This window comes from Rhodococcoides fascians NBRC 12155 = LMG 3623, from assembly GCF_001894785.1.
In the GTDB taxonomy this organism is placed as follows: domain Bacteria; phylum Actinomycetota; class Actinomycetes; order Mycobacteriales; family Mycobacteriaceae; genus Rhodococcoides; species Rhodococcoides fascians.
Genome location: NZ_BCWW01000013.1, coordinates 1 through 25807 on the forward strand (window position 1 = coordinate 1; position 25807 = coordinate 25807).

Annotated in this window: 16 protein-coding genes; 6 read left to right on the forward strand and 10 right to left on the reverse strand. The window is 65.7% G+C overall.

Annotated features, from left to right (window positions below):
• Positions 1-362, forward strand: a 362-nt coding sequence (locus RFA01S_RS23130) for a hypothetical protein (RefSeq protein WP_169879470.1), incomplete at its 5' end; no start/stop codon positions are given.
• A 37-nt stretch (positions 363-399) separates the two neighbouring features.
• On the opposite strand, the gene RFA01S_RS23135 is transcribed toward RFA01S_RS23130, so the two are convergent.
• Together RFA01S_RS23135 and RFA01S_RS23140 are read right to left on the reverse strand one after the other, a co-directional pair.
• Positions 400-1050 (reverse strand): M48 family metalloprotease, encoded by a 651-nt coding sequence (locus tag RFA01S_RS23135; protein ID WP_032406404.1) that lies wholly within the window; start codon positions 1048-1050, stop codon positions 400-402.
• Positions 1050-1337, reverse strand: a complete 288-nt coding sequence (locus tag RFA01S_RS23140; protein WP_139278519.1) for a hypothetical protein — start codon at positions 1335-1337, stop codon at positions 1050-1052. Before RFA01S_RS23140 ends, RFA01S_RS23135 begins: the two co-directional genes overlap by 1 nt.
• A gap of 175 nt (positions 1338-1512) precedes the next feature.
• Between RFA01S_RS23140 and mobF the strand changes: the two genes are divergently transcribed.
• Both mobF and RFA01S_RS28660 read left to right on the forward strand, forming a co-directional pair.
• Complete coding sequence (gene mobF, locus RFA01S_RS23145) at positions 1513-7314, forward strand: MobF family relaxase (RefSeq protein WP_162182871.1); 5802 nt, start codon at positions 1513-1515, stop codon at positions 7312-7314.
• A 650-nt stretch (positions 7315-7964) separates the two neighbouring features.
• Positions 7965-15344, forward strand: coding sequence for a helicase-like domain-containing protein (locus RFA01S_RS28660; RefSeq protein WP_052060483.1), 7380 nt, complete (start codon positions 7965-7967; stop codon positions 15342-15344).
• Between the two features lie 20 nt (positions 15345-15364).
• On the opposite strand, the gene RFA01S_RS23160 is transcribed toward RFA01S_RS28660, so the two are convergent.
• Positions 15365-16441, reverse strand: coding sequence for a toll/interleukin-1 receptor domain-containing protein (locus RFA01S_RS23160; RefSeq protein ID WP_032406407.1), 1077 nt, complete (start codon positions 16439-16441; stop codon positions 15365-15367).
• 35 nt (positions 16442-16476) lie between these two features.
• On the reverse strand, positions 16477-17247 hold the full coding sequence (locus RFA01S_RS23165) for a hypothetical protein (protein ID WP_032406408.1): 771 nt from the start codon (positions 17245-17247) through the stop codon (positions 16477-16479).
• Positions 17248-17366: 119 nt separating this feature from the next.
• Between RFA01S_RS23165 and RFA01S_RS23170 the strand changes: the two genes are divergently transcribed.
• The 3 genes from RFA01S_RS23170 (at position 17367) to RFA01S_RS23180 (ending at position 20859) form a co-directional block, all read left to right on the forward strand.
• On the forward strand, positions 17367-17888 hold the full coding sequence (locus RFA01S_RS23170) for a hypothetical protein (protein WP_081371410.1): 522 nt from the start codon (positions 17367-17369) through the stop codon (positions 17886-17888).
• Between the two features lie 96 nt (positions 17889-17984).
• Positions 17985-19010: a hypothetical protein gene (locus tag RFA01S_RS23175; protein WP_139278520.1), complete on the forward strand. Its 1026-nt coding sequence runs from the start codon at positions 17985-17987 to the stop codon at positions 19008-19010.
• Between the two features lie 430 nt (positions 19011-19440).
• Positions 19441-20859 carry a hypothetical protein gene (locus RFA01S_RS23180; RefSeq protein ID WP_032406411.1) on the forward strand — a complete coding sequence of 473 codons (1419 nt, stop codon included), beginning with the start codon at positions 19441-19443 and terminating at the stop codon, positions 20857-20859.
• 4 nt (positions 20860-20863) lie between these two features.
• Here the strand turns inward: RFA01S_RS23180 and RFA01S_RS23185 are convergent, their stop codons facing one another.
• The 6 genes from RFA01S_RS23185 to RFA01S_RS23210 all read right to left on the reverse strand — a co-directional run bounded on the left by RFA01S_RS23185 (position 20864) and on the right by RFA01S_RS23210 (position 25806).
• Positions 20864-21256 (reverse strand): thermonuclease family protein, encoded by a 393-nt coding sequence (locus RFA01S_RS23185; protein ID WP_238325048.1) that lies wholly within the window; start codon positions 21254-21256, stop codon positions 20864-20866.
• Between the two features lie 188 nt (positions 21257-21444).
• Positions 21445-22140, reverse strand: a complete 696-nt coding sequence (locus RFA01S_RS23190; RefSeq protein ID WP_139278521.1) for a hypothetical protein — start codon at positions 22138-22140, stop codon at positions 21445-21447.
• A gap of 47 nt (positions 22141-22187) precedes the next feature.
• Positions 22188-22583: a hypothetical protein gene (locus RFA01S_RS23195; RefSeq protein ID WP_032406413.1), complete on the reverse strand. Its 396-nt coding sequence runs from the start codon at positions 22581-22583 to the stop codon at positions 22188-22190.
• A 31-nt stretch (positions 22584-22614) separates the two neighbouring features.
• Positions 22615-23454, reverse strand: coding sequence for a DUF4913 domain-containing protein (locus tag RFA01S_RS27910; protein ID WP_052060484.1), 840 nt, complete (start codon positions 23452-23454; stop codon positions 22615-22617).
• Entirely contained in the window at positions 23444-25408 is a 1965-nt protein-coding gene (locus tag RFA01S_RS23205) for a TraM recognition domain-containing protein (RefSeq protein ID WP_052060485.1), read from the reverse strand. Before RFA01S_RS23205 ends, RFA01S_RS27910 begins: the two co-directional genes overlap by 11 nt.
• Positions 25408-25806, reverse strand: coding sequence for a hypothetical protein (locus RFA01S_RS23210; protein ID WP_139278522.1), 399 nt, complete (start codon positions 25804-25806; stop codon positions 25408-25410). The genes RFA01S_RS23205 and RFA01S_RS23210 overlap by 1 nt, the downstream gene beginning before the upstream one ends.
• Position 25807: the final 1 nt, after the last annotated feature.

Here is a 25807-nt window from a genome sequence, read left to right on the forward strand (position 1 = left end):
CCCCCGTCTCGCCGCCCGGACAGCCATTGTTCGACACGTATCTGCCTCCTCCGGTGACGGACTACCGCAAAGGCTTGCAACTGGCGGACGCGCCCCTTGAGTGGGACAACACAGATGCCGAGACGATCGTCATCACAATCGACCTGCCACACCTCCGTCCTGATCAGACATGGACCAGCGATAACGAACTGCTGATCCTGCGCGCGATCGATCACACCGCGTCCTCTCTGACTGCCGAGTGGACAGTGACCGCGCAAACCTACGGCGAGTCCTACAGCGGAGTGCCACTCAGCATCCCGGTCCAGGCCGAAAATCTCGGTGACAGCTACCGAGCGGCGGTCACCCGGTCCGATCAGACCTGATGGACACACACGTAGACAGCTTCTCGTCCCGAGCAACCTAACGTCTCTGGGCTTCGCGGCGACGTTGGCGCGCGATCCGCATCCGGTGTGAGGGGTGCGTGTGCGACGGCCAGACGGTCGAACGAGGACCGTTCGCGGCGTACACCGCCAAGCACGCCGCAACACCGTCACTGCCGAACAGACGCGCCGCGACACCGTCGGCGTAGTACTCACGCGGCCAACTCATCACCATGAGCGAGACCACTATGGCAACACCCATCGACGGAATGAACAAGGGGAACCACACCGACCCGGCCAACCCGCCGTTCGCATCCCGCGTCGACGACACGAACGCTGCGGCGCAGCCACCGAGCAGGATCACCACCAGAACGACGTACGCCACGTAGTAGAGCCGGCGGGCGCGACGAAGCTTGGTCAAGTCCTCACGGTGCCCCAATTCGTGGGCCAGTAATGCCGACGACGGCAACGACTGCGGATCCGGCTGTGCACTGATCCATCCGTCCGTGACACCCAACGTGTCGGTGCCGTGGTGGTAGCGAGCACCCATACCCAACGGACCGGGGAGGAACTCGACGGACGGGGGAGGGGACTGACCGAGTAGAGCCGCGATTTCCCCAACACGAGCCACCCACATCTCGCGCTGCTCGGCGCTCGTCGTCGACTGCGGCACCGGTCGACGCACGGCCATCACCCACCCTCGCGTTCAGCGCCATCGGCAGCCACACGCGAGACCAGAGCGCGGGCCGCTCCCGCGTCCAGGCCCACCATCTCCGCCGCCACATCGAGACCGCCGACATGGGCCTGCAACTCGATCAACGCCGCCACCATCGCCCGCTCCGCTGCGACCACCTGAGCTTGCGCAGCCAGAAACGATGCCACCGCCGGACGGGCCGAGCTGGCCGCGCCGGCCACCTTCGCCGCCGCCGCCGCGCGGAGCTGAGTCCGCGTGGAGATCCGATCACCCGACCTACTCACCGCAGTACCCACCTCCACACAGACACGCCAGTCAGCACTCGTCACGACCCACAGGCCCTCTCCTACAGCCCAGTTCTCGCTGCCACACCATTTCACCTCACGAACCCAAGATCAAGCCCTACAGACCTCTTGCATTAAGGATAACGAAAAGATAACAGCAGCTATGATCTGTTTCGTGACCGCGACGATGCACAAGCTGACGGCCGGGGACGGGTACATGTACCTGATCCGGCAGGTCGCTGCGCACGACGCCACCGCACGTGGACGCGACACTCTCGCGGACTACTACTCCTCGAAAGGCGAGTCGCCCGGCCTCTGGATGGGATCGGGGCTACCCACGCTGCGCACCATCGGCGCAGGCGACGAGGTCACCGAAGCGCACATGCTCGCGCTGTTCGGCGAAGGCAAACACCCCGACGCCACCGCCATCGAAGGCAGGCACGCCACCGCCCTCGTCGCCGACGGTGCCAGCAAGAAAGACGCCGCCGCGCTCGCACTGCGAGAGAGCAAGCTGGGCAACCCCTTTCGGATTCACTCCGGCGTCACCGAGTTCCGCAAGGCGGTCGGCGAAGCGTTCACCGAACACAACGCCGCCCTCGGTCTGCCCTCCCACGCGCCGGTCGACGACGACGTCCGCGCGCAGATCCGCACCCGAATCGCCCGCGAGATGTTCGAGACCGAACTCGGCCGCGCACCGCTCGACGACCGCGAACTCAGCGGCTGGGTGGCCAAGAACTCTCGCGCCAAGACCACCGCCGTCGCCGGATACGACGTCACCTTCAGCCCGGTGAAGTCGGTCAGTGCCCTGTGGGCGCTGGCCCCGCGAGAGATGTCCGAAGCGATCGAAGCCGCCCACCATGACGCGGTCAAAGACGCGCTCGACTGGTTCGAGAACAACGCCCTGCTCACTCGGCTCGGCACCGATGGTGTGCAGCAGGTCGACACCGAAGGAATGCTCGCCGCCGCCTTCACCCACCGCGACTCCCGCGCGGGCGAGCCCGACCTGCACACCCACGTCGCGATCTCGAACAAGGTGAAAGTCAAAGGGCAGAACAAGTGGCTCGCCATCGACGGCCGGCCACTGCACAAAGCGATGGTCGCGATCTCCGAGACCTACAACACCCGCCTCGAGGGATACCTCCGAGACCGTCTCGGCGTCGACTTCGCCGAGCGCGCCGGCACTGACCCCGGCAAACGCCCGATCCGCGAAATCGTAGGCGTCGACGCCGATCTGGCCGCCCGCTGGTCCTCCCGCGCCGGGATGATCGACCTGCGCCGCGGAGAACTCGCCGCCGAGTTCCAACGCGAACTCGGCCGCGAACCCACACCCGCCGAAGCCCGCAAACTCAACCAACGCGCCAACCTCGAAACCCGCGAAGCCAAACACGAACCACGCTCGCTGGCAGAACAACGCACTGCCTGGCGCGCCGAAGCAATCGAAGTCCTCGGAAACGAACGCGCTCTCTCGGAAATGATCCGACGCACCACCCACGACCACGGGCCCGTACGCGAACCCGTCACCGTGGACGCACAGTGGATCGCCGAAAGCGCCGACCACGCCCTGTCGGTGGTCGGGCAGAGCCGCGCCCGCTGGCAGGAGTGGCATGTGCGCGCCGAAGCGGCCCGCATCGTGCGCGCGCACTCGGTCCCGAGCGAGCAGATGGAATACGCCATCACCGCCATCACCGATGCTGCTCTGGACCCGCAGCGATCGGTCGCGTTGGGACCGGACGACGACCTGGACGAGCCCGGGGTATTGCGCCGCAGCAACGGGGCCAGCGTCTACACCACCGAAGGCACGCGCCTCTACACCTGCGAGTCCATCCTCGCCGCCGAAGACCGCCTCGTGCAGGCCGCGCAACTGGGCGGGGGACGCAGCGTCGACCCGCTCACCGTCGACCTCGCGTTGCTCGAACACGCCGCCAACAAATTCGATCTCAACACCTCCCAAGCACAGATGGTCCGGGAGCTCGCCACCTCCGGGCAACGCCTCCAGCTCGCCCTCGCACCCGCCGGCACCGGCAAGACCACCGCCATGGCCGTACTGCGGAGCAGCTGGGAAGCAGAAGGGGGCCACGTCCTCGGTCTGGCACCGACCGCCGCCGCAGCCTCCGCCCTCGAACAAGACCTCGACGCAACCACCGACACCCTCGGCAAACTCGTCGACACACTCTGCGAGCTCGACGACGCCGCACCCGGCGAGGTCGTGACAGTCCCGGACTGGTTCGACAGCATCGACCACCGTTCCCTCGTCGTCATCGACGAAGCCGGCATGGCCTCGACCGCCGACCTCGACCTGGCCGTGCAGTTCGTCCTCGACCGCGGTGGCAGCGTCCGTCTGGTCGGAGACGATCAACAGCTCGCCTCCGTCGCCGCCGGCGGAGTGCTCCGCGACATCGCTACCACCACCGGGGCGATCACCCTCACCGACGTCGTCCGATTCAAGGACAACGCCGAAGGCCTCGCCTCCCTGGACCTGCGAGCCGGAAACGCCGAAGCCATCGGCTTCTACATCGACAACAACCGAGTCCACGTCGGAGATCTCGTTGCCGCCGAAGACCAGGCCTACTCGGCATGGCAACGCGACATCGAAAACGGCCTCGACGCGGTCATGCTCGCCCCCACCCGGGACACGGTCCGCACCCTCAACGAACGCGCCCGTATCGACCGCCTCGCTGCGACGGGCAAGACCATCATCGGCCGCGAGGTCACCTTGGCCGACGGACTGCACGCCTCGGTCGGTGACGTCATCACCACCCGTCGCAACAATCGACGACTCGTCATCGGGGCCACCGACTTCGTCCGCAACGGCAACCGGTGGACCGTCGAGGAAACGAACGCCGACGGCAGCCTGAAAGTCCGCCGCATCGGAGACGGTCGTGTGGTGACCCTGCCCGCCGACTACGTCAGCGAGAAGGTCACCCTCGGATACGCCCGCACCATTCACGGCGCGCAGGGCATCACGGCCGACACCTGCCACACCGTCTTCAGTGGACGCGAGACCCGGCAGCTCGCCTACGTCGCCGCTACCCGTGGCCGCAGCGAGAACCACCTGTACTTCGGGTCCGCCCTCGACGGCGACGAACACTCGGTCATCACCCCTGAAGCCGTCACACCGCAAACGGCTGTGGACCTGTTCACCCGCATCCTCGGCCGAGACGGCGCGCAGGAATCGGCCACCACCGCCGCCCGCCGACTCGCAGACCCCGCCGAGCGACTCCCGATCGCCGCAGCGGCCTACGACGATGCCGTCGGCACCGCCGCAGAACAGGTCCTCGGCGACGACGAGATGGAGCGCATCGATGCCGAAGCGGACAAGGTCGTCCCCGGCGTCACCGACGCTGCAGCATGGCCCGTGCTGCGCAAGCACCTGGCCATCCGCGCCGTCGGGGGAACCGACCCGATCGCCGCACTCGCCCGCGCCGCCAGCCACCGCGAACTCGACACCGCCGTCGACGTCGCCGCCGTCCTGGACTGGAGGCTCGACCCGAGCGGAGAGCATTCCGCCGGCAGCGGCCCCCTGCCGTGGCTGCCCGCCATCCCTCCAGCCCTTCGTGCAGACCCGACGTGGAGCAACTACCTCACCGCCCGCGCAGAACTGGTCGACACCCTCTCGACAGCGGTCGACGAACGAGCCCGCGGCTGGACCAGCGAGACCGCGCCGGTCTGGGCCCGGCCCTTCCTCGAACACCCGGACCTGCTCGCGGACCTCGCCGTGTGGCGCGCAGCGCGCACAGTCGACGACATCGACCTCCGGCCCACCGGTCCCCCGCAGTTCGCGGCCGCACACAAACGGCAGCAGAACCGGCTCGACAAGAGGGCAGCAGCGGTCATCGGCTCGCCCGATGCCGCCACCAACGCCTGGAGAGCGCTCGCCCAGAAGATCGAGCCGCGGATCCTCACCGATCCGTTCTGGCCGGTGCTCGCACTCCGGCTGACCACCGCCCGCCGCGCCGGTCTCGACGTCCCCGCTCTGCTGCGTTCGGTCACCGGGGACCGCCCACTACCCGACGAGATGCCCGCTGCAGCCCTGTGGTGGCGGCTCTCGCGCACCCTGAGCCCGGCCGCTCTGGACTCCACGACACCGTCCAAGCACCTCGCACCGCACTGGACGCCGACCCTCGACGTCGTGTTCGGCGAGGAGACCGCGCGCACGATCCGCAGCGATCACGCATGGCCCTCCCTCGTCGCCGCGGTCGACAACGCGCCCATCGACTGGGAGCCGCAGCAGATCCTGGCCTTCACCGACGAGCTGCTCACCCAGGCCCGCGACGTCGACGACGAACTACGCCCCGACGAGCTCACCCAAGCGTTGGCGTGGCGGATCACCGCCCTGAGCCATCACGAGTTCACCCACCACGACTTCCCAGCCGTCGAACACGCACTGGTCGACCCTGCCGAGGACGAGGCAGCAGCAACCGTCGCCGGAAAAATCGACCCGTACGAGTCGACCCCCGCCACCACGCAGAGCCACGCCCCCGAGACCACCACCGCAACCGTCACCGGGACCGGCCCGGTGTTCGAGGCCGGCTTCGACGACTACTACCCCGAGCTGAGCGACGCGGACCTGCCTCCCGACCCGGAGTCCGACCTGCCGCCACCGGACTTCGAGTACGACACCGGGGCCGACTGGGACATGCTCGCGGAGTCGATGGACTCCCTGCGCATGGTCCGCCCCGAACACGAAGACATCGCACCCGCTGCCCGGGTGGCCGCGCTGCACGCCGAGCTCGCGGACGCACGCACCCGCAGCAACGATCTGTGGCGCGCGTACCTCGACGAACGAGGCCCCGCGATGACCGCTGCGATCCCCATGATCGTCGATGTCCGCAGCCGCGCCGACGCCCTGCGCCCGCTGTACTTCGCCGCACAGGACGCGCACGCCCGGTGGCTGGAGACGACCCGCGAACTCGAAACCACCGACGCTCGATGCCGAGACCTGGCGCGAGCTGCAGCAGCCGCGACCAAGGACGGCCGCGACGACGACGCACTCCACGCCCAGGCCGACCTCGCCCTGGTCGAGATACTGCGCGAGCACGCGCACGCCACCGAACGCGACGCCCACCAGCTCTGGCAGCGGGCCCAGGCCGACCTCGAGACCGCAGCCGGGGGACCCGGCAACATCGTGACCACCGCCGATGCCGACGTCATCCGCGACACGGCAGCCAGCATCGACCAGATGTCGGTCGACGACGCCCGCGCCACCGTTCGCGCACTCGAAGGCGAGATCATGCGCGCGGAAATGCACGAGGCCCACCACGATGCCCCCGCCGTCGCCGAACACACCCCCCTGCCGCCGGCACGCTCGCCCGAGCCGGACAGTCGCGGCCAGGTCGCCGTCCTCACCAAGCCCGACGTCGACCGTGCAAGCCCCACCGCCGCACCGAAAAAGCCTGCGCAGAATCGCAGTACACCGGCTCGATCCGACCGCACCACAGCGCGCCTTGCTCTGTCGGATCCAGCGTTCGCGGCGGTCGAGCCCTCCCGAGATCCCCGTGCACTCACCACCGAGTCCGTCGATTCGGAACTCCCGGCATCCGAAGCGTCGGCGATGCCCGACTCCGAGCCGGACCTGCACGGGACATCGCTTCCCGACGAGAGCGCCCCACCGGTGCCGAGCAGTGTCAGCACTGAGGCAACTGCTACTGCCGAACCGACAGAGACCACAGTCGATCCGGACCTGATCGAGGAACGCATCGCCGAGGGAACCAAGGCCATGAAGACCGCAACACCCGAGCTCAAAGCCAAGATCAAACAGACCACGCTCAGTCAACGGCTCAATCCCAGCGAGAGCGGGGCCGCGACGTTGGCTCGCTACCGCGCAGAACTCGAACGCCGCGCCGCCCTCACGCAGGGCGAACGCGCCGCCGAAGACGCGGTACGCGAACGACTACGCAGACAGCAGGCAAAGGGAAGCAAGGGACCGCACCGAGAACCCGAGAGCGGCCCACGAAAGGACCGTGGCCATGAACTGTGAGCACCGAATGAAGGACGGACGACGATGGACGAGCCCGACCAGTCGAACGGCCGCACCGATCCGGTGTGCCGCATGGGTAGATTTTTCGCTTTCACCACACACCGAGCGGGGGCGCAGCGACCATGGCGCGTGACGACCAGGATCAACCGTCCCTGTTTTCGATCGGAGAGGGGACCGACGATGTCGGAACCGGAGATGAACGTGGATCTGCGGATCCGCGACGAAGTGCGCAGGATCTGGGGGGAGTGGATCGGACTCGATCCGGACCTGCCCGAGGCCGTACGCGAGGAACAGATCGAACGCGAAGCGGCGCGACTGACCCAACTGGTGGAGGAAACGGTGGGGGACAGCGCCCACGGCTTCCTGATGGATCGGTGGCGGGCCGAGAACCCGGGAGTGACACCGGACTACCCCACGACCGTGGCGTTGATGACCACGGCCTGGCACTCGGCACGATCGAAGATCCTCGAGGAACACCTGTACCCGCAGGTGACCGAGGAGATCTACCAACGGGTGATCTCCACGGACGCAGTGATCGAGGAGGAGCGCCGAGCGCACCTGCAGAGCGCGCAGGACAAGGGCGACGAGATGCGTTGGACGACACTGTCGGTGGACATCTCGCCGCTGGCGAGCCGGATCGTGGACCGGGTGTGGATGGACCGTCCGGGTCGATTCCTGCTGCTCGCCCAGGCGCTGATCCAGCAACGACTCGACGACAACCAGCCGACGCCGACCACAGCGAGCGATCCGATCGCCGCGGAGCTCGAAACGTTGATCCTCGACGAGATGGACCGGACGCCGGGCGCGACTCCCTTCTGACCCTTCGGGCGCAGTGGGTCGACGCCCACACGGCCACCGCCGACATTCTGCACCGAGGAGGCCGTCTCAGGCAGCACCTCGACAACGCCGAGCGCGCGCTCGAACGCGCACGCCAGCAAGACAACCGCGACGGCATCGAGGCACTGACACAGCGGATCTCGGACCTGTCCTACCGGCGCACCCGACTGCTCGCCGACTACGAGCGCGCCCGCGCGGCCGAAGGGCAGCTCGGCAACGCCCTGCGCGCCGCCGGGATCGATCCCGCCTCGATCAACCACAGCGCCGTCGCCCGCGCCGACGCCGCGCAACGCCGCACGCCGCCGACCTGGGCCAACGACCCCGCCACCGGACGCCAACTCGACACCCTGCGCACGCTGCTCGCCCGATCCGGACTACCCGACGACACCGTCGACGCGCGCCTGACCAAAGCCGAGGCCGACCGCTCCATCAAGGCCATCCTCGCCGGCGAGCTGCCACTGCTGCGCAGCACCGACGATGCAGCGCCGCCGGCACCCCCGCAGGCGTCGGCACACGAGGTACTCACCGAGCGCATCCGCGCCGCCGTCCTCGCCGACGCGGATCTGACCGTCTCGGCTCAGGCGTCGTCGAACACCTTCGCCCAGTTCCAGTCGTGGGCGCTGGCACGGACGAAAACGGTCATGCTCGACGCCGTCGTGGGCGTCGACGACACCGACACCGCGCTCACCGGCGCCGCACAATCGCTGTTGGCCGATCCTGCCCGCCTCGATGCACTTCCCCACGAGCTGGTCGACTTGCTCTGGCAGACCCACCACCGGGCACCCGAGGCAGACCCCACAGAGCCGGACACCACAGGGCCAGAGACCACCGACGAAGCTGCACGTCAGCACCTGGCCCAGAACGAGCTCGACAATGCCGCCACTGCTGCGATCGTCGACTTCGACGATCGCGGCCGCCGCGCCTACGACCCGCGCGCGCCCTTTGCCGCGCCCGATCCCTCCGCCGACCCCGTCGTCGGCGCAGCACTCGAATCCCTGCCCTCCGACAGCGTCGACGCCACACAGATCCGCGCCGACTTCATCCACGGCTACGCCACCGCCGCCAGCACCGATGCTGCCAGGCGCGCCGCTGCGGCCACCGAAACATCGCTTCCCGCTGACGATTCCGCCGACACCGCGACACCCCGCGAGGTACACGCTGCGCCGGTCGAGGTGCCCCAGTACGAGACCGGAGAACCCCTCACCAGCCCGTTGTGGCGCAGCAACAGTCTCATCGCCGCCCAACGCCCCGACGGCTCCACCGTCTACATCAGCGCCGACACCGCCCGCCGCTATGCCGCCGTCTCCGACACCGTCACGCCAGAACCCGAACCCCAGACCGCGACCGGACCGGAAGCGACGCCCGAACCCGAGACCGCCGCCGAACTCGGCGGCGTCGACGCGGGCGGACCGAGCCGGGAACCGTTAGGTAGCGGTGTCGACTCCGCTGACCACTCAGCCCGATTTACTGCTCCCGCAGTCGATTTCGTTCTCGGCACGGACGTTCTCGTCCCATCCGGAGCCAAAGCCCGAGCCCGCGCCAACCTCGATGCCCTCGCCATCGTTCAGCGGTTGGCCACCGAGTCCCGCCCCGCCACCGACGCCGAGCAGGACGCACTGGCTCGCTGGTCGGGATGGGGCGGCGTGCCGCAGATATTCGACACCGCCAAGACCGAATGGGAGCCCGAGCGCGAGGAACTGCGCACCCTGCTCAGCGCCCCGGACTACGCCGCAGCCCGCTTGAGCACCGTCAACGCCCACTACACCGATCCCGCCATCGCTTCTGCCCTCTGGCGCGCGGTCGAACGCGCCGGTCTGCCCGAGGGTGCCCGCGTCCTCGAACCGGGTTGCGGCAGTGGACACTTCGTCGGTCTCGCCCCCACCGGAACGAAGATGGTCGGCGTCGAGCTCGACCCCATCACTGCAGCGATCGCCCATCACCTCTATCCGAACCAGCACATCCGCAACCACGGATTCGAGGCAGCGTTCGCCGGCGACGGCACCTTCACCGCAACCATCGGCAACGTCCCGTTCGGTGACTATCCGGTCTACGACGACATTCACAACCCCAACAGTCGCTCGATCCACAACCACTTCATCATCAAATCCCTGCACCTGACCGCCCCCGGCGGGTACGTCGCGGTCATCACCAGCACGTTCACTTCCGATTCGGTGCGCCCGGCCGCGCGGCGCGAGATCGCCGCCCTGGGTGACCTCGTCGGCGGCGTCCGGCTGCCGTCGGCCGCGCATCGTCGCCAGGCCGCCACCGACGTGCTCACCGACGTGCTGATCTTCCGCAGGCGAGAGCCGGGCCGCGAGGCCACCGAACAGACCACGCTGTGGACCGAGGTCGCCCAAGTCACCCTTCCCACTGGGAACGGAGACAGCACCGCACCGGCCCACCTGAACCGGTACTTCAACCGGCACCGAGACCGCATCCTGGGCACCGTCGAGGTCGGTTCCGGAATGTACGGCTCGACCACGATGAAAGTCGTTGCCCCGCAATCGCAATCCGTACCAGCCCTGCTGACGCGGGCGCTGGAGAACATCGTCGACGATGCCCTGGACTCGGGCCTGGCGATGACCGCCGCGGCTCCAGATCGAACCCAGCATCACGAGCTCGATACCGCCGGCCTGCACACCGACTCCGGGACCGATACCGGAACCATCCCCGGCACACTGCGATTCGACGCCCACAGCTCCCGGTGGGAGCAGTACCAGGTCGGTGCCGGATGGGTTCTCACCCCCGCCAAGGGCCGCGAGATCAACGATCAGTGGCAACGACTGCTCGCCATGGGCGATACCGTCCTGGACATCGGTGAGAGCGCGCGCACCGCCGACTCGACCCCCGAGCACCGACAAGACCTGCGCGAGAAGCTCGATCGGCAATACACCGACTACACCAACCGATACGGCTTCATCAACCGGTTCAAGTGGACCAACCACGCCACTGAGAACAGCCCCGAGAAGACCGCCGAGAACTTCACCGCCCTCGAAGCGCAGTGGCGCATCGACGCAGCCGGGCAGGCCGCCCTCGATCGAGGGGTGGATCCCGACGACCTCGCAGACCTCGATCTACCCCCCTACGGGGGTGAGATGCCCACCGAGGTCACCGAAGCACTGCTGGAGAAGGCGCGCACACCGGCGCAGGGGCCCCGTAAGAGCCGCCATCACCTTCAAGGGGCCATCAGCTTCGACCCCCGCATGGCGATGGTCCGCTCGCTCGAACTCTTCGACGACGAGACCGAGCAGGCCACCAAGACCTCGATCTTCGATACCGACGTCACTTTCACCACCGAAAGCGCCACCAGCGCGGCCGGCATCGACGAAGCGATCGCCATCGCCTTCGATGAACGCGGCAGCATCGACCCCGAACGGGTGGCCGAGCTGCTCGATACCGACGTCGAGGACGTACTAGACCGATCCCGAGGCAAGATCTACCCCTCACTCACCGATCCGAGTACCTACGAGGTCGCCGGCCAATTCCTCGCCGGCGACGTCCGCAGCAAGCTCGCCCGCGCCCGCGTCGCCGAAGCCGAGAACCCCGACGTCTACACCGGTGTCGTCGACGCCCTCGAGGCCGTCGTGCCACCGGATGCCGACCCCGCGCGCATCGGGGTGCGTCCCGGCGCGGAATGGGTCGGAGTCGACAACCACAAGCAGTTCCTGGTCCAGGAGTTCGGGATCGACCCCGACGAGCTGACCGTCTCGTACGCCGCAGTCAACGCGACCTGGCAGTTCGAGACCAGTTCGGCCCCGAACTGGGACGACCCGCAAGGCTACGAGGACCCGTGGGGCATCGCCGGCCGCTACTCCGGGCTCGAGCTGTTCACCGCGATCGCCAACAACAAGCCCGTCGAAGTGCTCAAGACCGAGAGCGAGCTCGACCGCGAGCCCAAACCGCGATTCCACCCCAAACACACCACCGACCTGCGCAATCGCGCGGTACGGCTGGAAGAGAAGTTCGTGCAGTGGCTCTGGTCCGATCCGGCCCGCTACGAGCACCTCACCGAGGTCTACAACGGGCGGTTCAACCGGTTCGTCAAACCCCAGTTCGCCACCGAGCACAAGCAGTACCCGGGCCTGAACCCCAACTACATTCCGTACTACTACCAGTGCCAAGCCGAACAACGTCTGACTCACGGGGAGACGATCCTGCTCGATCACTGCGTCGGATCGGGCAAGACCCTCACCATCACCATCAGCTGCATGGAGATGCGCCGACTCGGACACAAACGCCAGCCGTGGGTGGTCGTGCCGAACCACCTCGTCGACCAGTGGGCCGCCGAGGTTCGCGATGCCTACCCGGCCGCGAAAGTGCTCGTCGGCGGCGACCTGTCCGGGCCCCGCGACCGGCAACGCTTTATCGGCCAAACAGCGGTGACCGACTGGGACATGGTCATCGTCCCCGAATCGGTGATGAAGCTGATCGCGGTCAGCAAGGACACCGAGCTCGCCTACATCGAGACCCGCATGATGGAACTACGCGAAGGCCTCGAACGCGCCAAGGAGACCGGCGGCGAGCACACCGTCAAACAGATCGAACGCGTCCTCAAACGCGAACAAGCCAAACAGCAGAAACTGGTGTCCTCCAAAGCATCCGACACCGGACTGACATTCGAGCAGTCCGGCTGCGACTTCCTCTGGGTCGACGAGGCGCACTACTACAAGAACCTCGCCCGCACCTCCAACTCCGCCGACCTGTCCCTGCCCGAGGGATCGCAACGCGCCTCCGACCTGGAGATGAAAGCGCGCTGGCTACGCGACCGCGCCATCCTGCGCAACGTCGAATCCGGACAACCCGACGCCCCCGCGAAAGCGATCGCCTTCGCCACCGGAACACCGGTGAGCAACTCCCTGTCCGAGCTGTGGGTGATGAACCGCTATCTGCGCCCCGATCTGCTCGACGCCGCCGGAATCGGCCACATCGACGCCTGGGCACAGACATTCGCCAAACAGCGCACCACCGTCGAAATGAACATCACCGGTACCTCACTGCGGCCGATCTCGCGGATGGCCGAGTACCAGAACTTGCGGCAACTGATCGCCATGGTCGATCAATTCCGCGACGTGGTCACCGAGGACCAGATCCCCGTCGAGTTGCCGCGAATGCGCACCGGCAAGCCGCTGGTCGTCGAATTCGACCTCGCACCGCAGGTCCGAGACTTCATGTTCGATCTCGACGAACGCATGGCCGCGACCTCCGGACGCAGCATGGACGTCGACAACGCGTTGAAGATCTCCAACGACGGCCGCAACGCCTCCCTGCACCCGACCCTGGCGAAACTGCCCGAACCGGAACCCGAACACGACCGAGTCGCCGTCGCAGCGGATCTGCTCTGGAACACCCACCTCGAGCACCGCGACCTGTTCACCCCCGCCGACCGGCACGGCCCCGACGCCCGCGGGGTATTCCAGATGGTCTTTTGCGACCGCGGCACCCCCAAGGCCGGCGGGGCGGCGGACAAGAGTCTCTACGCTCGCCTGCGAGAAGCGTTGGTGGACAGAGGAATGGAGCGATCGGAGGTCGTGTTCATTCACGACTACCCGACACCGAAACAGAAGCAGCAGCTCTTCGCCGACTGCCGCGCCGGCAAGGTTCGCGTGCTGATCGGCTCGACACCCAAGCTCGGCACCGGCGTCAACGCCCAACGCCTGCTCAAGCAACTCATCTCCCTCGATCCCGCGTGGACCGCAGCCGACATGCAGCAGCGGTTCGGGCGCATCATCCGGCAGGGCAACGTCCACCGCGAGGTCGACGTGGTCAACATCGTCGCCCGACGCTCCTACGACGCCACCATGTGGCAGATCATCGAACGCAAAGCCCACTCCGTCCAGCAGCTACGCGGAGGCGAGATCCCCGACACGATGGAAGACGTCGGCGGCGACATCGCCCTGTCGGCCGCGCAGACCAAGGCCGCCGCCACCGGCGACCCCGTCTACGTCCGCGCGATCGAGCAGCAGGCGCACGTCGACGCGCTCGAATCCGAACAGACCATGATCGCCAACGCGAACGCCTCCCGCCGCGCGGCCATCGACCGCCTCGACCGCGCCGCCCAGCGCCTCGACGCCGACATGCCCACTATCGAGGCCAATGCCGACCGCGCTGCAGCATGGCTCGACATCGACGACCGCGCCGAGAAGATGATCACTATCGATCACCGGACCGCCGCCGACGACGACACCGAATCGCTCGTCGACGCGCTGCAGAACGTCCTGCGCACCACCTACATCGACATGCGAGCAGTCAAGAGCGGACGACCGAGCGAGTTCGCGGAGATCGCCGGCGTCGCGATCGCCGGCACCTACCGCCCGGTCAACGACCAGCTCGAACTCTCCATACCAGCAGGCCCGAAACGCTACGTCGAGCACCGCAAACTCACCGAAGCGATGTCCAGTACCACCGCCGCACGCGGGATCCTCCAGCAGATGCGCAACATGATCAAAGAGCTGCCCGTGCGCGCGACCGCAGCTCATGCCGACCGCGCACACATCGCCGGGAGACTGACCGAGCTCACCGCGCAGGAAGACCGAACCTTCACGCGCACCGACGAACTCGCCCAGGCCCGCTACGCGCTCGCCGAACTCAAAGCAGACGTCAACGCCCGCGAGAACTCACCCGAAGCGCTCACCGAACGCGGCCGCGACCTCGACCGGCGCCGATCGCAAGGGCTGTACCCGAAATGGAGCCTCGACCTCAACCCCACCCCCGCACACGCGGACGCCCAACACAGCAGCCGCGCAGCACTCGTCCAGTCCGTCCCCGACCGGATGCAGGCCTTCGCCGAAAAGTGGGCCGCAGCCCAAACCGAGCGAGACGCACGCCGCGCCGACGACCCATGGAAGCCGAAATCGCCTGACGGATCACGCTTTCAACGCGGAGCAGACCGCGACAGCGGTGCACCAGGAGCGGCGATCCAATGGACTGACCGCACCTGGCACTGGACCGCATGGACAGGCCCCGACAACTCGACCTCCGGGTTCGAGGAACGCCGCGACTCGGCCCGTTACGCCGCCGAAGGCGCACTACGCGACCTCGAAACCGAGGCATCGAGTCACGAATCGCCTCAGGCCGAGCGAGACGTATCGCCGCTCAAATCCATGCTCAACCGCCAGTCCACCAAGAAGGCCGGCACCATCCGCCCGCCTGCGCCGGAACCGGATCGACACCGCGATCACGGCCTGGACAGGTGAACCGGTCGGCTGACTGGTGGTCAGGGACGCAGCACAGCATCCCAGACATCGGAACTCTTCAAATCGACGGGCAAGTCGAACTGGTCCTCGAACCACCGTTTGAACCCCTCCGTGCGACTAGGTGAATCGAACCATTCGACGAAGGCTTCGACGAGCGCGAGCGCCTTCTTGATCCTTGGGTGCTGCTGATTGAGTGCGACCTCGAGCGGGGGGTCGTTGTCGATCACCAAAAAACCGCGTTCGGCGGCGTCGTAGAACGCGGGATTTTCGTCGTCTACGTCATGAAAGCTGTCGGGCAGGATCAGATCGTCGTTGGAGACATGGAAGCGAATCGCCGTGATTACGGAGCCTGGCATGCGGGATTCTTGAAAGTACTTGACGACCGCACCGGCAAGGTGCTCGAACTGCTCCCTTTCGCCCTCGGGCAATTCCACAGCCGCAATCTGCTCCTGGGTCTTCGCCGCTAATAGGGCGTCATAGCGATCCTCGAGCTCCCCGAACTTCTCAAGCAGAAGGTTGTAGCTTTCCGTCTTTTGCTCGAGCTGAAGTTCGATTTCGGCGACCTGTTCTGCAGAGTAGGTCTCGACCTTCCCCAGCAACTCCTCGTATCGTGAGGCGCTGACCAGCCACTTGTCCCTGTGAATAGTCCAATCTGCGGTATTCGCCTTGAGACCGAACGCTTCGATGACCCTGTCGTGCATTACGTCGAGGTCCTGCCCAGCGGTGGCCTCGTCGAGCTGACCGATCAGCATTGCTTTCAGTGGTCCCGGCAAGTCCTCTCTGGCCAGCCCAGGTGTGAGCACCGGGAGGAACGTCCCTTTCACCCATGCGGCACCCATTTCCGCCAAGCATGTCGGACGGGTGAGGTAAGTAGGGGAGACGATCGCAATGACCAATGGCGACGCCGCTGCTTCTTCCCTCATTTCGGTGAACAGGTCGAGTCCGGATGCGATCCCTGTCCCGCGCTGAGAGGTGTAGAAGACCTGTTCACGAGGGAATCCGCACCCGAGCCGGAGGATCTTTTCCACGAACTTGGAGACGTATTTTTCATCGTCACCTGCGTGACTGATGAACAGTTTCCCGGTCTTCTTGGCCATCGGACCATGCTAGTAGGCGCGTAGTGGTGGCCGAGTTACTCCAGCCTTTCCGTGCTGTCGCTTTCCAGCAATTGCAGAACACGGACCACCGTCACCGTGGCCTGCGCGGCTGCATAGGCCTCCACGTGATCGACGCCTGAGTGGGTCACACGCTGCGCGAGATCCCACGTCGCCCTGACGAAGACGCGCAACTCCTTGTGCGAGCTTCCGGCGGCGTATCGCTTCAGATACAGCCCTATCCATTGCTTCGCATCTGCCGCCTTGGGTTCGTCGTCCCCGTCCGGTACCAAGTCGGGGTCTCGAATGATCGAGGTGGCGTCGATGAGGATCTCGCGGGCCCGTCGGCCTACGTCTTGGCGGTCGTCATCGGTGCGCGCCTGCTCCAGTGCACGCGCTAGACCATCGATACGATCTTGCAGACTTGCCCACGTCGGGTCGGCAGTGGTGGAGGCGGTAACCAAAGCGCCCGACCCCTGAATGCTCGTCAGTGTGGCCGCTGTGTCCGCTACGAGGGTGCTGACGAACTCCCTGCGGTGAACCCATGTGGAGAGATCACCTTTGCTCCAGCGTCCGCCCCATTCCCCAAGCGTGCTGTAGGGGATGGGGTTCGGCACCCCCAATTGCTGAAGCAGTCTCTTTAGCTGTTTGTGGCCCGTTTGGTACTCACTGTCGGCCTTTGCTTTCTTCGTCGATCCAATCCTCGTATCGGTCGTCGACGCCGCGACCAGACGAGCAGCTTGCAGGTCGAGCATCTCAGCGGCTTGTCGAGCGATGTGCTGCCTCGATGGGAGGTCCTTATCGGTCATGAAACCAGGATGCCGGTAGACCTGACGTCGACTGCGGTCGCGTGGCGATTCAACGGTGAGGGGCGCTGTGGCTACACCCCGTAGGTGCGATGCACCCCTGTCGTCTACCGTCTCGAATCGTGCACGCTTACGTCGACGAAACCAAAAGCAGAGGTCTCGTCGTCGTGGCCGCGATTGCCGATGTCCGCGACCTTCAGGCCTCACGCAAAACACTCGTGGCACTGCGCCTGCGAGGGCAGGAGCGCATCCACTTCAAGTCCGAAAGCGACTCTCGTAGACGAACCATCGCCGACGCCATCGCCGGGCTGCCCATCCGCATTCACGTCTATGACGCAGCAGCACTGCCCGAACGAGAAGGTCGCACCCAGGCACTGCAAATGCTCGTGGCCGACCTCGCAGGTATGTCGGCCACCCGCCTGGTCATCGAGCAGGACGACTCCCTACTCAGAGCAGACCGACAAACACTGTTCGCCGCAACTCGTAAGCAACAGATCCAGGATCGCTTGGCCTACGAGCACCTCCGCGCCAAACAAGAGCCCATGCTGTGGGTGCCGGACGCAGTGGCATGGTGCCTGGCCAAAGGCGGACATTGGAAGACGCGAATCGAGCCGATGATCACCACCTACAACACGTTGACTTGACCGAGTGAACTCCCTCCGACCCTTAGTCTTGCGCCTGAGTTCCACACTGAAACCCGTGTAGTTCCCAAATGGGAACCCGAAACGTATGATTCTGAAATGGAGTCCACACTCGATCCCAGCACTGTGCTTATGGCCGGATCCGCCAAGACCATCGCCGACGTACACGTGGCCACGTTCGAGCAACTCGTGGAAATGCTGGTGCTCAACCCCACCGTCAAACAGTTGCTTGCAGCCGGATACACACACGCGCAAGTGGCGCGAACCGTGCACATCAGGAAACAGCAGGTCGGACGCCATGCCCGCACGGCATTTCATCCGGTGACCCTTGCGGATGGGTTGCACTCGATCGACGTGTGGGCGCTCGCCCTCTCGCTGTGGGGGGACTCCGAACAACGGCTGCAGCTCGCGATCGACACCGCATTCGAGTGGGATGCCACGCGGCTGGCCGACGTCGCGCTGCCAGAACAGAATCTTGAGCAATACCGGATCGGTTCTGTAGCCGATGAACTCGACACGTACGGCTGCGCATTCGCTCGATGCGAGGCAGCGCGTCCGTATACGCCGCGCCAGGAGGACTCGAACGCGGCACGAATCGATGCGTTACGCGCCAGAGCAGCCGGAGCGAGCGAACTCGACCTGAGCGACCGCGAGGACGAAATACTCGGGCTTCTGCGCACCCCCGTGGTTCCGGAAGTCCCCGACTTCCTGTTCCGAAACCGGCATCTGCGATACACCAACACTACGTCGAACAGTCAGCCCTGGGCAGTCAAGTACGAACAGCGGCACGTACGCGAGCACACCGAAATGAAACGGTACGGCCAGCTACTTCCCACGCTGCCTGACGACTCCAATGACCCGCGCGTGCTCGCCCGCGACCTCGTGCTGTTGAACCTGGGCGATGCACGAGTGGTGTCCCTACCCTCGTCGGACACTGCCCCGTTCGAGAGCCGCAGTCGGGTACTCGAGCGGTTTGCGGGTGTGCTCGGCGTTCGGCTGGATGAGTCGCAAACCTATGCCGAAGGCAAGACAGTCTCCGAGGTCGAGTCCGAGATTTTGGGTGCGTTGGACAAGTACCTGAATGCTGAACTCGCTGCCCGTTCAAGCACGTCGCAAACGCTGTAGATACGCAAAACCCGGCTCACCAACCGTCCGGAAGGCTGCCGGGTTCACTTCGACGAGGCTAGTGCCTCACGCCAAGATATTATCGCACCGAATCTCGGATACGTCCAGTGCCGAACCCATGCCTTGCCGATGATAGGTGGACGGATCCGTGGCCGGTAGAGCCCTCGGGGTGCGCATCGGTTCAGGCGTCGGTACCGTGGATGGCTCAGTTTCCTCCAGCGAAAGGAAGTGCCCGAATGCTCGGACTCGGCCCGCTCGGTTTCTGGCTCCGTGATTGGAGCGGCGCGATGGGTAACGTCGCCCCCCAAGGCCCCATGGCTTGATTCCCTGTACGCAAAGGGCACGGACAGTCATTGTCCGTGCCCTTTCTCGTCTAATCAAGCTCCGAGGACAGAAACACAAGAGAGTTGCGTCGATGGGCTTCCCGCGGATGTCAGTGCATCACAAGGCCGCGGGCGATCCGCCGGGCCCGTTCGATCAGGGTGGCCGGCCGCTACGCATCGTCCTCGACGTAGCGCCGGACAAGCGCCGGATCGAAGAGTGGATCGATCCCCCCCTCGACATGCCGGACCCGGAAACCTTTCTGTGGTCGCTGACAGAGGACGACAGTATCGACCGCTACTGGATCGGCACCGCCAACGACCCGGCAGACGCCGGCCGGGTCCTCATACCACCAGGCCCCCTCGCCCCGGATGCCCACGACTACCTGGAGTTCTCGACCATCGACGGCCCGGGGCGACGGACCGGACATGCAATCTGGCCCTACAGCACCTACGAAAAGATCGCTCTGCGTGACGCCGGAGCCCAGGGAGTGAGCGCCGGACAGTGGTTGAAGGAACTTCTCGTCGCAAAGGCCAGCAGCACAATGCCCGCCGATCTGCTGGCCACCACCAATCCGCGCATCCTGTCCAGCCAGGCGACCGACATAACGAACGCGCACCCCTATTCCGCAGCCGAGGCCGTAGGGGTCGTCGGGCTGTACCTCCGCAATAAGGGGAAATACCCCGTCATCGGACCGGATCAACTGGTACTCGACGAACGCTCGACGTTCCTTCTGGCAGTCGAGGAACTCCTCCCGTCGTGGCGGGTGTGGGCCTCCGAGCTCAGCCAACACAGTCGCACGACCGGCAACGACACTGCTGCACTGTTGGCCCAGACGGTCCGGGAACGCATCATCCGGATGTTGCGGTGCCGCGACCAACTGCTCATCGCATCCGTGGCTACACAGACCAACAACACCGCGGACCGTACGGTCGAATTCCTGGACTACTTTCTGGTCAATCTCGTCGGGGCTTTCGACGCAGCGGCTAGGGCTGCTCACCTCGTCTACGATTTGCCGAAGAACGAACGTAGACAGGCGGGTTGGCAAAACAGACAGTGGCTGAAGAAACTGGGCAACGCCAAACTCACGGCCCTGTTCAAACGGCGCAGCGACGGCTATCGGATGTTCGAGGTCTGCCGCATTCTCCGAAATACTGTCCACAGCGAAGGGCTGTCGCCTATTGCGTTGAAGGAACCGCAGGTTGCGCACCTGCAGACCCTCGTGAGGCTGCCCCAGGAGGAAGCCGACGACCTTGTCCGACTCTTCACCCAGCTCGGCGGATACAACACTTGGGGATTACGACGCTTAGGTGTCGGGATCGGTGACTACGTCGACGCGGCGACGTTCATCGAGCGGCTTATCCCCTTGGCAATGGCCGTGTTGGATAAAGCTCTTGTGAACACGCCTGCTTCCGCACTGACCGGCATCGTTCAATCCCCGACCGGGCTTCCTCCAACGAACAGTGCGCGCGACAGTCCTGGCACGCGCGCACGTGTGATGCTCCTGCTCAGACTCGCGAAGACGTGAGGGGTCAGCGTCGGGCTGTCTGTCCGTAGCACGGCGAGCCCCAGAGACCGGCACCGTTGCGTTGCGCTGTCGATTGTGCGGCAACGATATTCGCCGCTTCAGAGAGCTGCTGGTTCTTGTAGGTGTAGGCGCGGGCCATACCCGATTCGGCTGCGAATGCGCTGTAGTTGCTCCCATCCGGGAGGACGACGTACCGCAGGGCACGGCCGTAGCGGTCGGTGTCGTCTGCGACCGGATCGCTTGTGAGGGTGACAGCGGCGTTGTCTAGCTGCTGGTGCGCCCACGCGCTCGCTTCCGGCCCCCAGCACTCCACCGGTGCGTCGGGGGCGACTGTCTCGGGGGTATCGATACCGAGAACGCGAACTCGTACCGGGTCACCCCCTGTGGACAGGCGCACCTCCACCGTGTCTCCATCAATGACCCGTTCCACGACCCCGCTGGACACAGAGACAGCCTCATGGGCCGTCTCAGGCGTCGGGGGAGCGATCAGGGGATTGCACCCCGCCAGCAGCGCAGCAGCAACAGGGACAGCCACACAGGCCGTGAAAACTCGGACGGTCGGCCGATATCGTGTCCGTACCCGGCTCATGCTTGTCCAAAGACAACGAGAATGCCGATCAGGTACGCGCCGAGCGCGACGATCGCCAGCCCCGCCACCGCCATGACGGAATGTGCGACCAGGACCGAGCAGTGCCGAAGCGGAGTCCGGCTGCGACGATGCGCCCTCGACGGAATCCAATAGTCGCGCAGCTCCGATACGAGCTTCAGCGCCAAGAGCCACGCTGCAATCTGCACGATCACGGTGGTGCCCGATGAGAGCGCATCCGTCATCCGCTCGACTGGAGTCCCTGCGGGCCAGTCGTAGTACGACAGGTCGGGGGACCAGCCCCGCCATGCCAGGATCGCGAACGCGATCGACACCGCTAATGCAGCTGCCAGATACGCGGCCGTCACGCCGGGGTGAGTGATGCGGCTTGCTGCGCGAGTGTGTGCGTCCGCGATCGAGGCGAGCTGGCGACCGGTGATGACCGGTTGCCGCCCCCGGCCACGCACAGCCAGCCTGCGCTCGACTTCCAGTATTGCCGCCGAATGCGCGGCCGCACGCTCGGCCGGCGTCGACGACAGACCGTGCCGCGCACGGAAACGTTTCTGGTCACGGTCTATGTCGCGGATCCACTCGTCGCGATCGCTCTCGGGGGTGTACCGCACCTCGATGCCCCCGACCGCGCTGACGATCGAGCTGAGCATGGAGCTGGGGTGGTGCCGTGTACTCGTCTTCATGGTCGTTGCTCGCCTTCTTGGTTTTTCGTTGGTAGTCGAGTTGGTGGTCACAGGGGTTGCACTCCGCCGGCGGCGAGAACGCTCACGGCCCAGATGGCCCACATCACGGCGAGGCTGCTCGCCAGGCGTACCGAGTTCTTCCATGCGGTCAGCGCCCAGCGCCGTCCGTTCATGCAGTCGAGGGCGACGGCGATGAGGCTGCCGATCGACAGCGCGGAGACGACGGTGATGATCGCCCACCAGCCCTGTGCCACAGCATCGTCGGCGGCTTCACGCCGGACGGGGTCGGCCGAGCCGCTCGACGAGGACAGGACCCACTCGGCGAAGGGTATCGACCAGGTGAGCCACCAGGTGACGGCCGCCAAGGCAATCGCCGCCAGTAGTTGGGTCCGATCGCTCGGCGCTGTCGACGATTCGATTGCGGGTGCAGGTGCTGTTCTCATGGGAGAGGCCTTCTCTCGGTGACGATGGCGGTCAGGGGGTCAGATATTTCGGTGTCTGCCAGTCCTCGGGTGGATAGGCGATCAGCAGCGAGCCGTGGCCGGGCCAGCTCCCGTCGACGTCGGCGTTGCTCATGGGTCCGGATTCGCCGTCGAGGAGCACACGCATGTGGGGGTCGCAGTGCCGAAGCCACCAGCTCGACATCGCCGCCGGATCGTCCGGTGAACTGCGCGCTTCCTCGAACGCCCACCACAGGGCCTTGAGCCGCGACACGACCTCCTGGTGCTGCCACCAGCGCCGATCCCAGGACAGTCCACGGCCTGGCTTGTCGTCGATCTTGCGGTTGATGACGTGGCGGAGGTAGTTCTTCACGAAGTCCTCGAGCCGCAGAAACGCCGGGGCCGGCAACTCGTCGGCGTCTTCCCCGATCGGGATCGGGTGCTCGTGCGAGAGGTCTGCGAGATCGTCCGCGATCCAACCTTCTGGAACTGGATCGCACGTCAGGGGTCCGTAGCCACCCCAGGTTCCGGTGTCGTCGGCTCCGCTCATCGGCCCGGTGACGCCGTCGAGAAGCATCCGCAGGTGAGGTTCGCAATGCTCGACCCACCATCCCGACATCGCTGCCCGGTCCTCGACCGAACGGCGCGCGGACTCCCAGGCCCACCACAGAGCGGTCAGGCGGGCGACCGCTTCACCGTGCCTCCACCACCGGGCATCCCAGGTCAGTCCGTGACCGGGTCGGTCGCTGATCCGTCGCTGGATCACCCTGGCGAGGTAATGCTGAACCCAGTCATCGACCGACTCGTACGCGGGCTCGACCTCCGGTTCGGCGTCGAGATCCAGTTCCTCGTCGAGGTCGAAATCAACGTCCATCGACGCTCACCGCCGATCGGTCCCAGTCTTCGAGCTCGTACTCGTCGACGTCGTCGTGGTCTGGTTCGTAGTCGATGTTGAACGGTCCGTCGAGCAGTTCCTTCGCCTGTTCGGCGGATCCGCTGTATTCGATGATGGACTGGGTGATCATCTCGGCGTCGTCGGTGTCGGTCCACCAGACTTTCTTGATCAGAACGGGCGGGTTTTCCGGAAAGACCACGATGGCACGGCTTTTCGGGAGGGCCGCGAGTTCGTTGATCGGAAGAATGGGCCGTTCTTGCCAGCTGTGCGACGTACTGCGGTTTCCTTGGCCGTTGCTGCGGGTGGTGGATTGCACTTCGTGCGAACCGATTTGCTCGGACAGGTCGCTGAGGTACTGCTTGTCCTTGATGTTGCCGCCGTAGAAGTGCACGGCACCGGCGATCATCGAATCGAACTCGTCGCGGCCCCACACCCGGGCACCCTGCTGTGGTGACTGGAGAATCGCGATCGGGATGATTCCGCGGCCACCGAAATGCGAGTACTGGTCTGGCAGTTGGCGAAGCAGGACGGTGTTCGCGGCCTCGTCGAGAACGGCAACGAGAGGAACGTCGAGCCGGCCTCCCTGAGTGCGAATGGTGGGCTGCCACATCCTGGTCGGCCACCACCGCGGCATCTGCTTGTCGTAGGTGCGTGCCGGGGTCCGTGAGGCCAGCGCAGTGGCTTCGTCGAAGATCTGCCCCACCAGTGCGGTGGTCAGCGGTGCCGCCGAATCCGGTCCTTCGAGCGAGAGCGCGTAGAGGGTGTCGGTACTGGCCACGAACGCCCGCGGATCGAACTCGCGGCGATCGTGCAGCGGCTCCCCGTACCGCGTGGTCACGCGCGGGACTACGGTCTTGTCCGTCGCGTCGACCTCGATGATCGCCCGCGCAGGCGGTGTGACGGCGCGGGCGTACTCGTCGTCGGAGAGGATGTCGAGGAATCGGCGTGCCATGTCGAACAGGCCGTCGCGCTGGCGATCGGTCAAGCCTTGGGCTTCTCTCACTCGCGCTGCTGCGCGTTTCTTGTCGAACGCATCGAGGATCTGGGCGGGGGTGCCGTCCTGATCGCGGCCGAGCCAACTCACCGCGTGCAGGAGATCTCCGCCGGCCGACGCCGCAGCCAGGCAGTAGAGGGCGAGCAGCTCTTGAGCTCCACCATCGAAGTAGCCGTCGGTCTTGGCGTCTTTCTTCGTCGACGCGGACACGAAAAAGGAGGCGAGCTTGCGGGCCTGGGCGAGGGTGGTGACGTGTTTGAGCGGGTTCCACCAGAACGTGAGCTGCACCGATCCGCTGACCGCCTGCAGATCGAACACCCACACCTGCCCGTACCGTTCGCGGCCGAGGCGAGTCGCGGCATACAGGTCGGGTTTGTTGCTGGTCACGATCGTGGCCCCCGGTGCTGCCAAGGCTGCGCGCACCGCAAGGGCGACAGTCTTTCCCATCCGGGTGCCGGCCAGGGCGACCATCACCATTTCCCACGACAGGTACACCGGCTTGTCGCCTACCACGGTCGTGCCGAGGAGGAATCCCCACGACCGCGGATCGGACTTGTCGAACTGGGGCATCAGGCGATGCGACTCTTTCGGGGAGACTCCGCGAAGCTTGTTCGGTGCGACCATCGTGCGCGCGGCCCGGTCGACTTCGGTACGCCCCTTGGCTCGCCGAACTGCGATCGGCAGTGCGACCGCAACGATCGACACCACCAATGCCACGGCGATGGCCGTCGACTGCCACGGCCAGGGGCGCTGTCCGGTGAAGGACTCGAATACCCCCTGGATGGGGTTGCCGCTGGGGTCGCCGCCGGAGAGGAACGTTCCTGCCCACCACGACAACACGAGGGTGATCACGACCGCCAGGCCGATGCACAGCAGCACCGCCTGCAGAAGGTTCTCCTGTGCTCTGGCACCGGTTCCGGATCTGCGTGTCTGGGCCATCAGAGCGCCTTCCCCTCGATCGCGTCCTGGATGGTGGTAGCGGTCATCGGATCGTCCTTCTGATCGTTCGAGTCGGGTCGGGGGCGAAGGTGCACGAACACGTGCAGCAGGCCGGCCACGCCGAGGGCGAACACGGGCATGACATACGCCGTCGCCGCCAGAGCGGTGTGGGGTGTGACGATCGAGCGTCCGGCGGCTGCCGCACCGGCCAGAACGGCCAGGGTGAGGGCCACCGCTGCCGCTCTCGCCCAGGTGCGGCGGACCGACCAGAGCAGAATGATGACGGAAACGAGCAGAGCTGCAACAGTATTGATCGCCGTGAGCGCTGCGAGGTCGAACACCGATGGCGCTGGACCGATGTAGCCGATCGGGTCCGAATGGATGATGTGCCTTCTCATG

Bases quoted from the DNA above. Each gene is read 5' to 3' on its own strand.
- RFA01S_RS23135 (WP_032406404.1), bottom strand. From the start codon at position 1,050: ATGGCCGTGCGTCGACCGGTGCCGCAGTCGACGACGAGCGCCGAGCAG.
- RFA01S_RS23160 (WP_032406407.1), bottom strand. From the start codon at position 16,441: ATGGCCAAGAAGACCGGGAAACTGTTCATCAGTCACGCAGGTGACGAT.
- RFA01S_RS23165 (WP_032406408.1), bottom strand. From the start codon at position 17,247: ATGACCGATAAGGACCTCCCATCGAGGCAGCACATCGCTCGACAAGCC.
- RFA01S_RS23175 (WP_139278520.1), top strand. From the start codon at position 17,985: ATGGAGTCCACACTCGATCCCAGCACTGTGCTTATGGCCGGATCCGCC.
- RFA01S_RS23180 (WP_032406411.1), top strand. From the start codon at position 19,441: ATGTCAGTGCATCACAAGGCCGCGGGCGATCCGCCGGGCCCGTTCGAT.
- RFA01S_RS23190 (WP_139278521.1), bottom strand. From the start codon at position 22,140: ATGAAGACGAGTACACGGCACCACCCCAGCTCCATGCTCAGCTCGATC.
- RFA01S_RS23195 (WP_032406413.1), bottom strand. From the start codon at position 22,583: ATGAGAACAGCACCTGCACCCGCAATCGAATCGTCGACAGCGCCGAGC.
- RFA01S_RS27910 (WP_052060484.1), bottom strand. From the start codon at position 23,454: ATGGACGTTGATTTCGACCTCGACGAGGAACTGGATCTCGACGCCGAA.
- RFA01S_RS23205 (WP_052060485.1), bottom strand. From the start codon at position 25,408: ATGGCCCAGACACGCAGATCCGGAACCGGTGCCAGAGCACAGGAGAAC.
- RFA01S_RS23210 (WP_139278522.1), bottom strand. From the start codon at position 25,806: ATGAGAAGGCACATCATCCATTCGGACCCGATCGGCTACATCGGTCCA.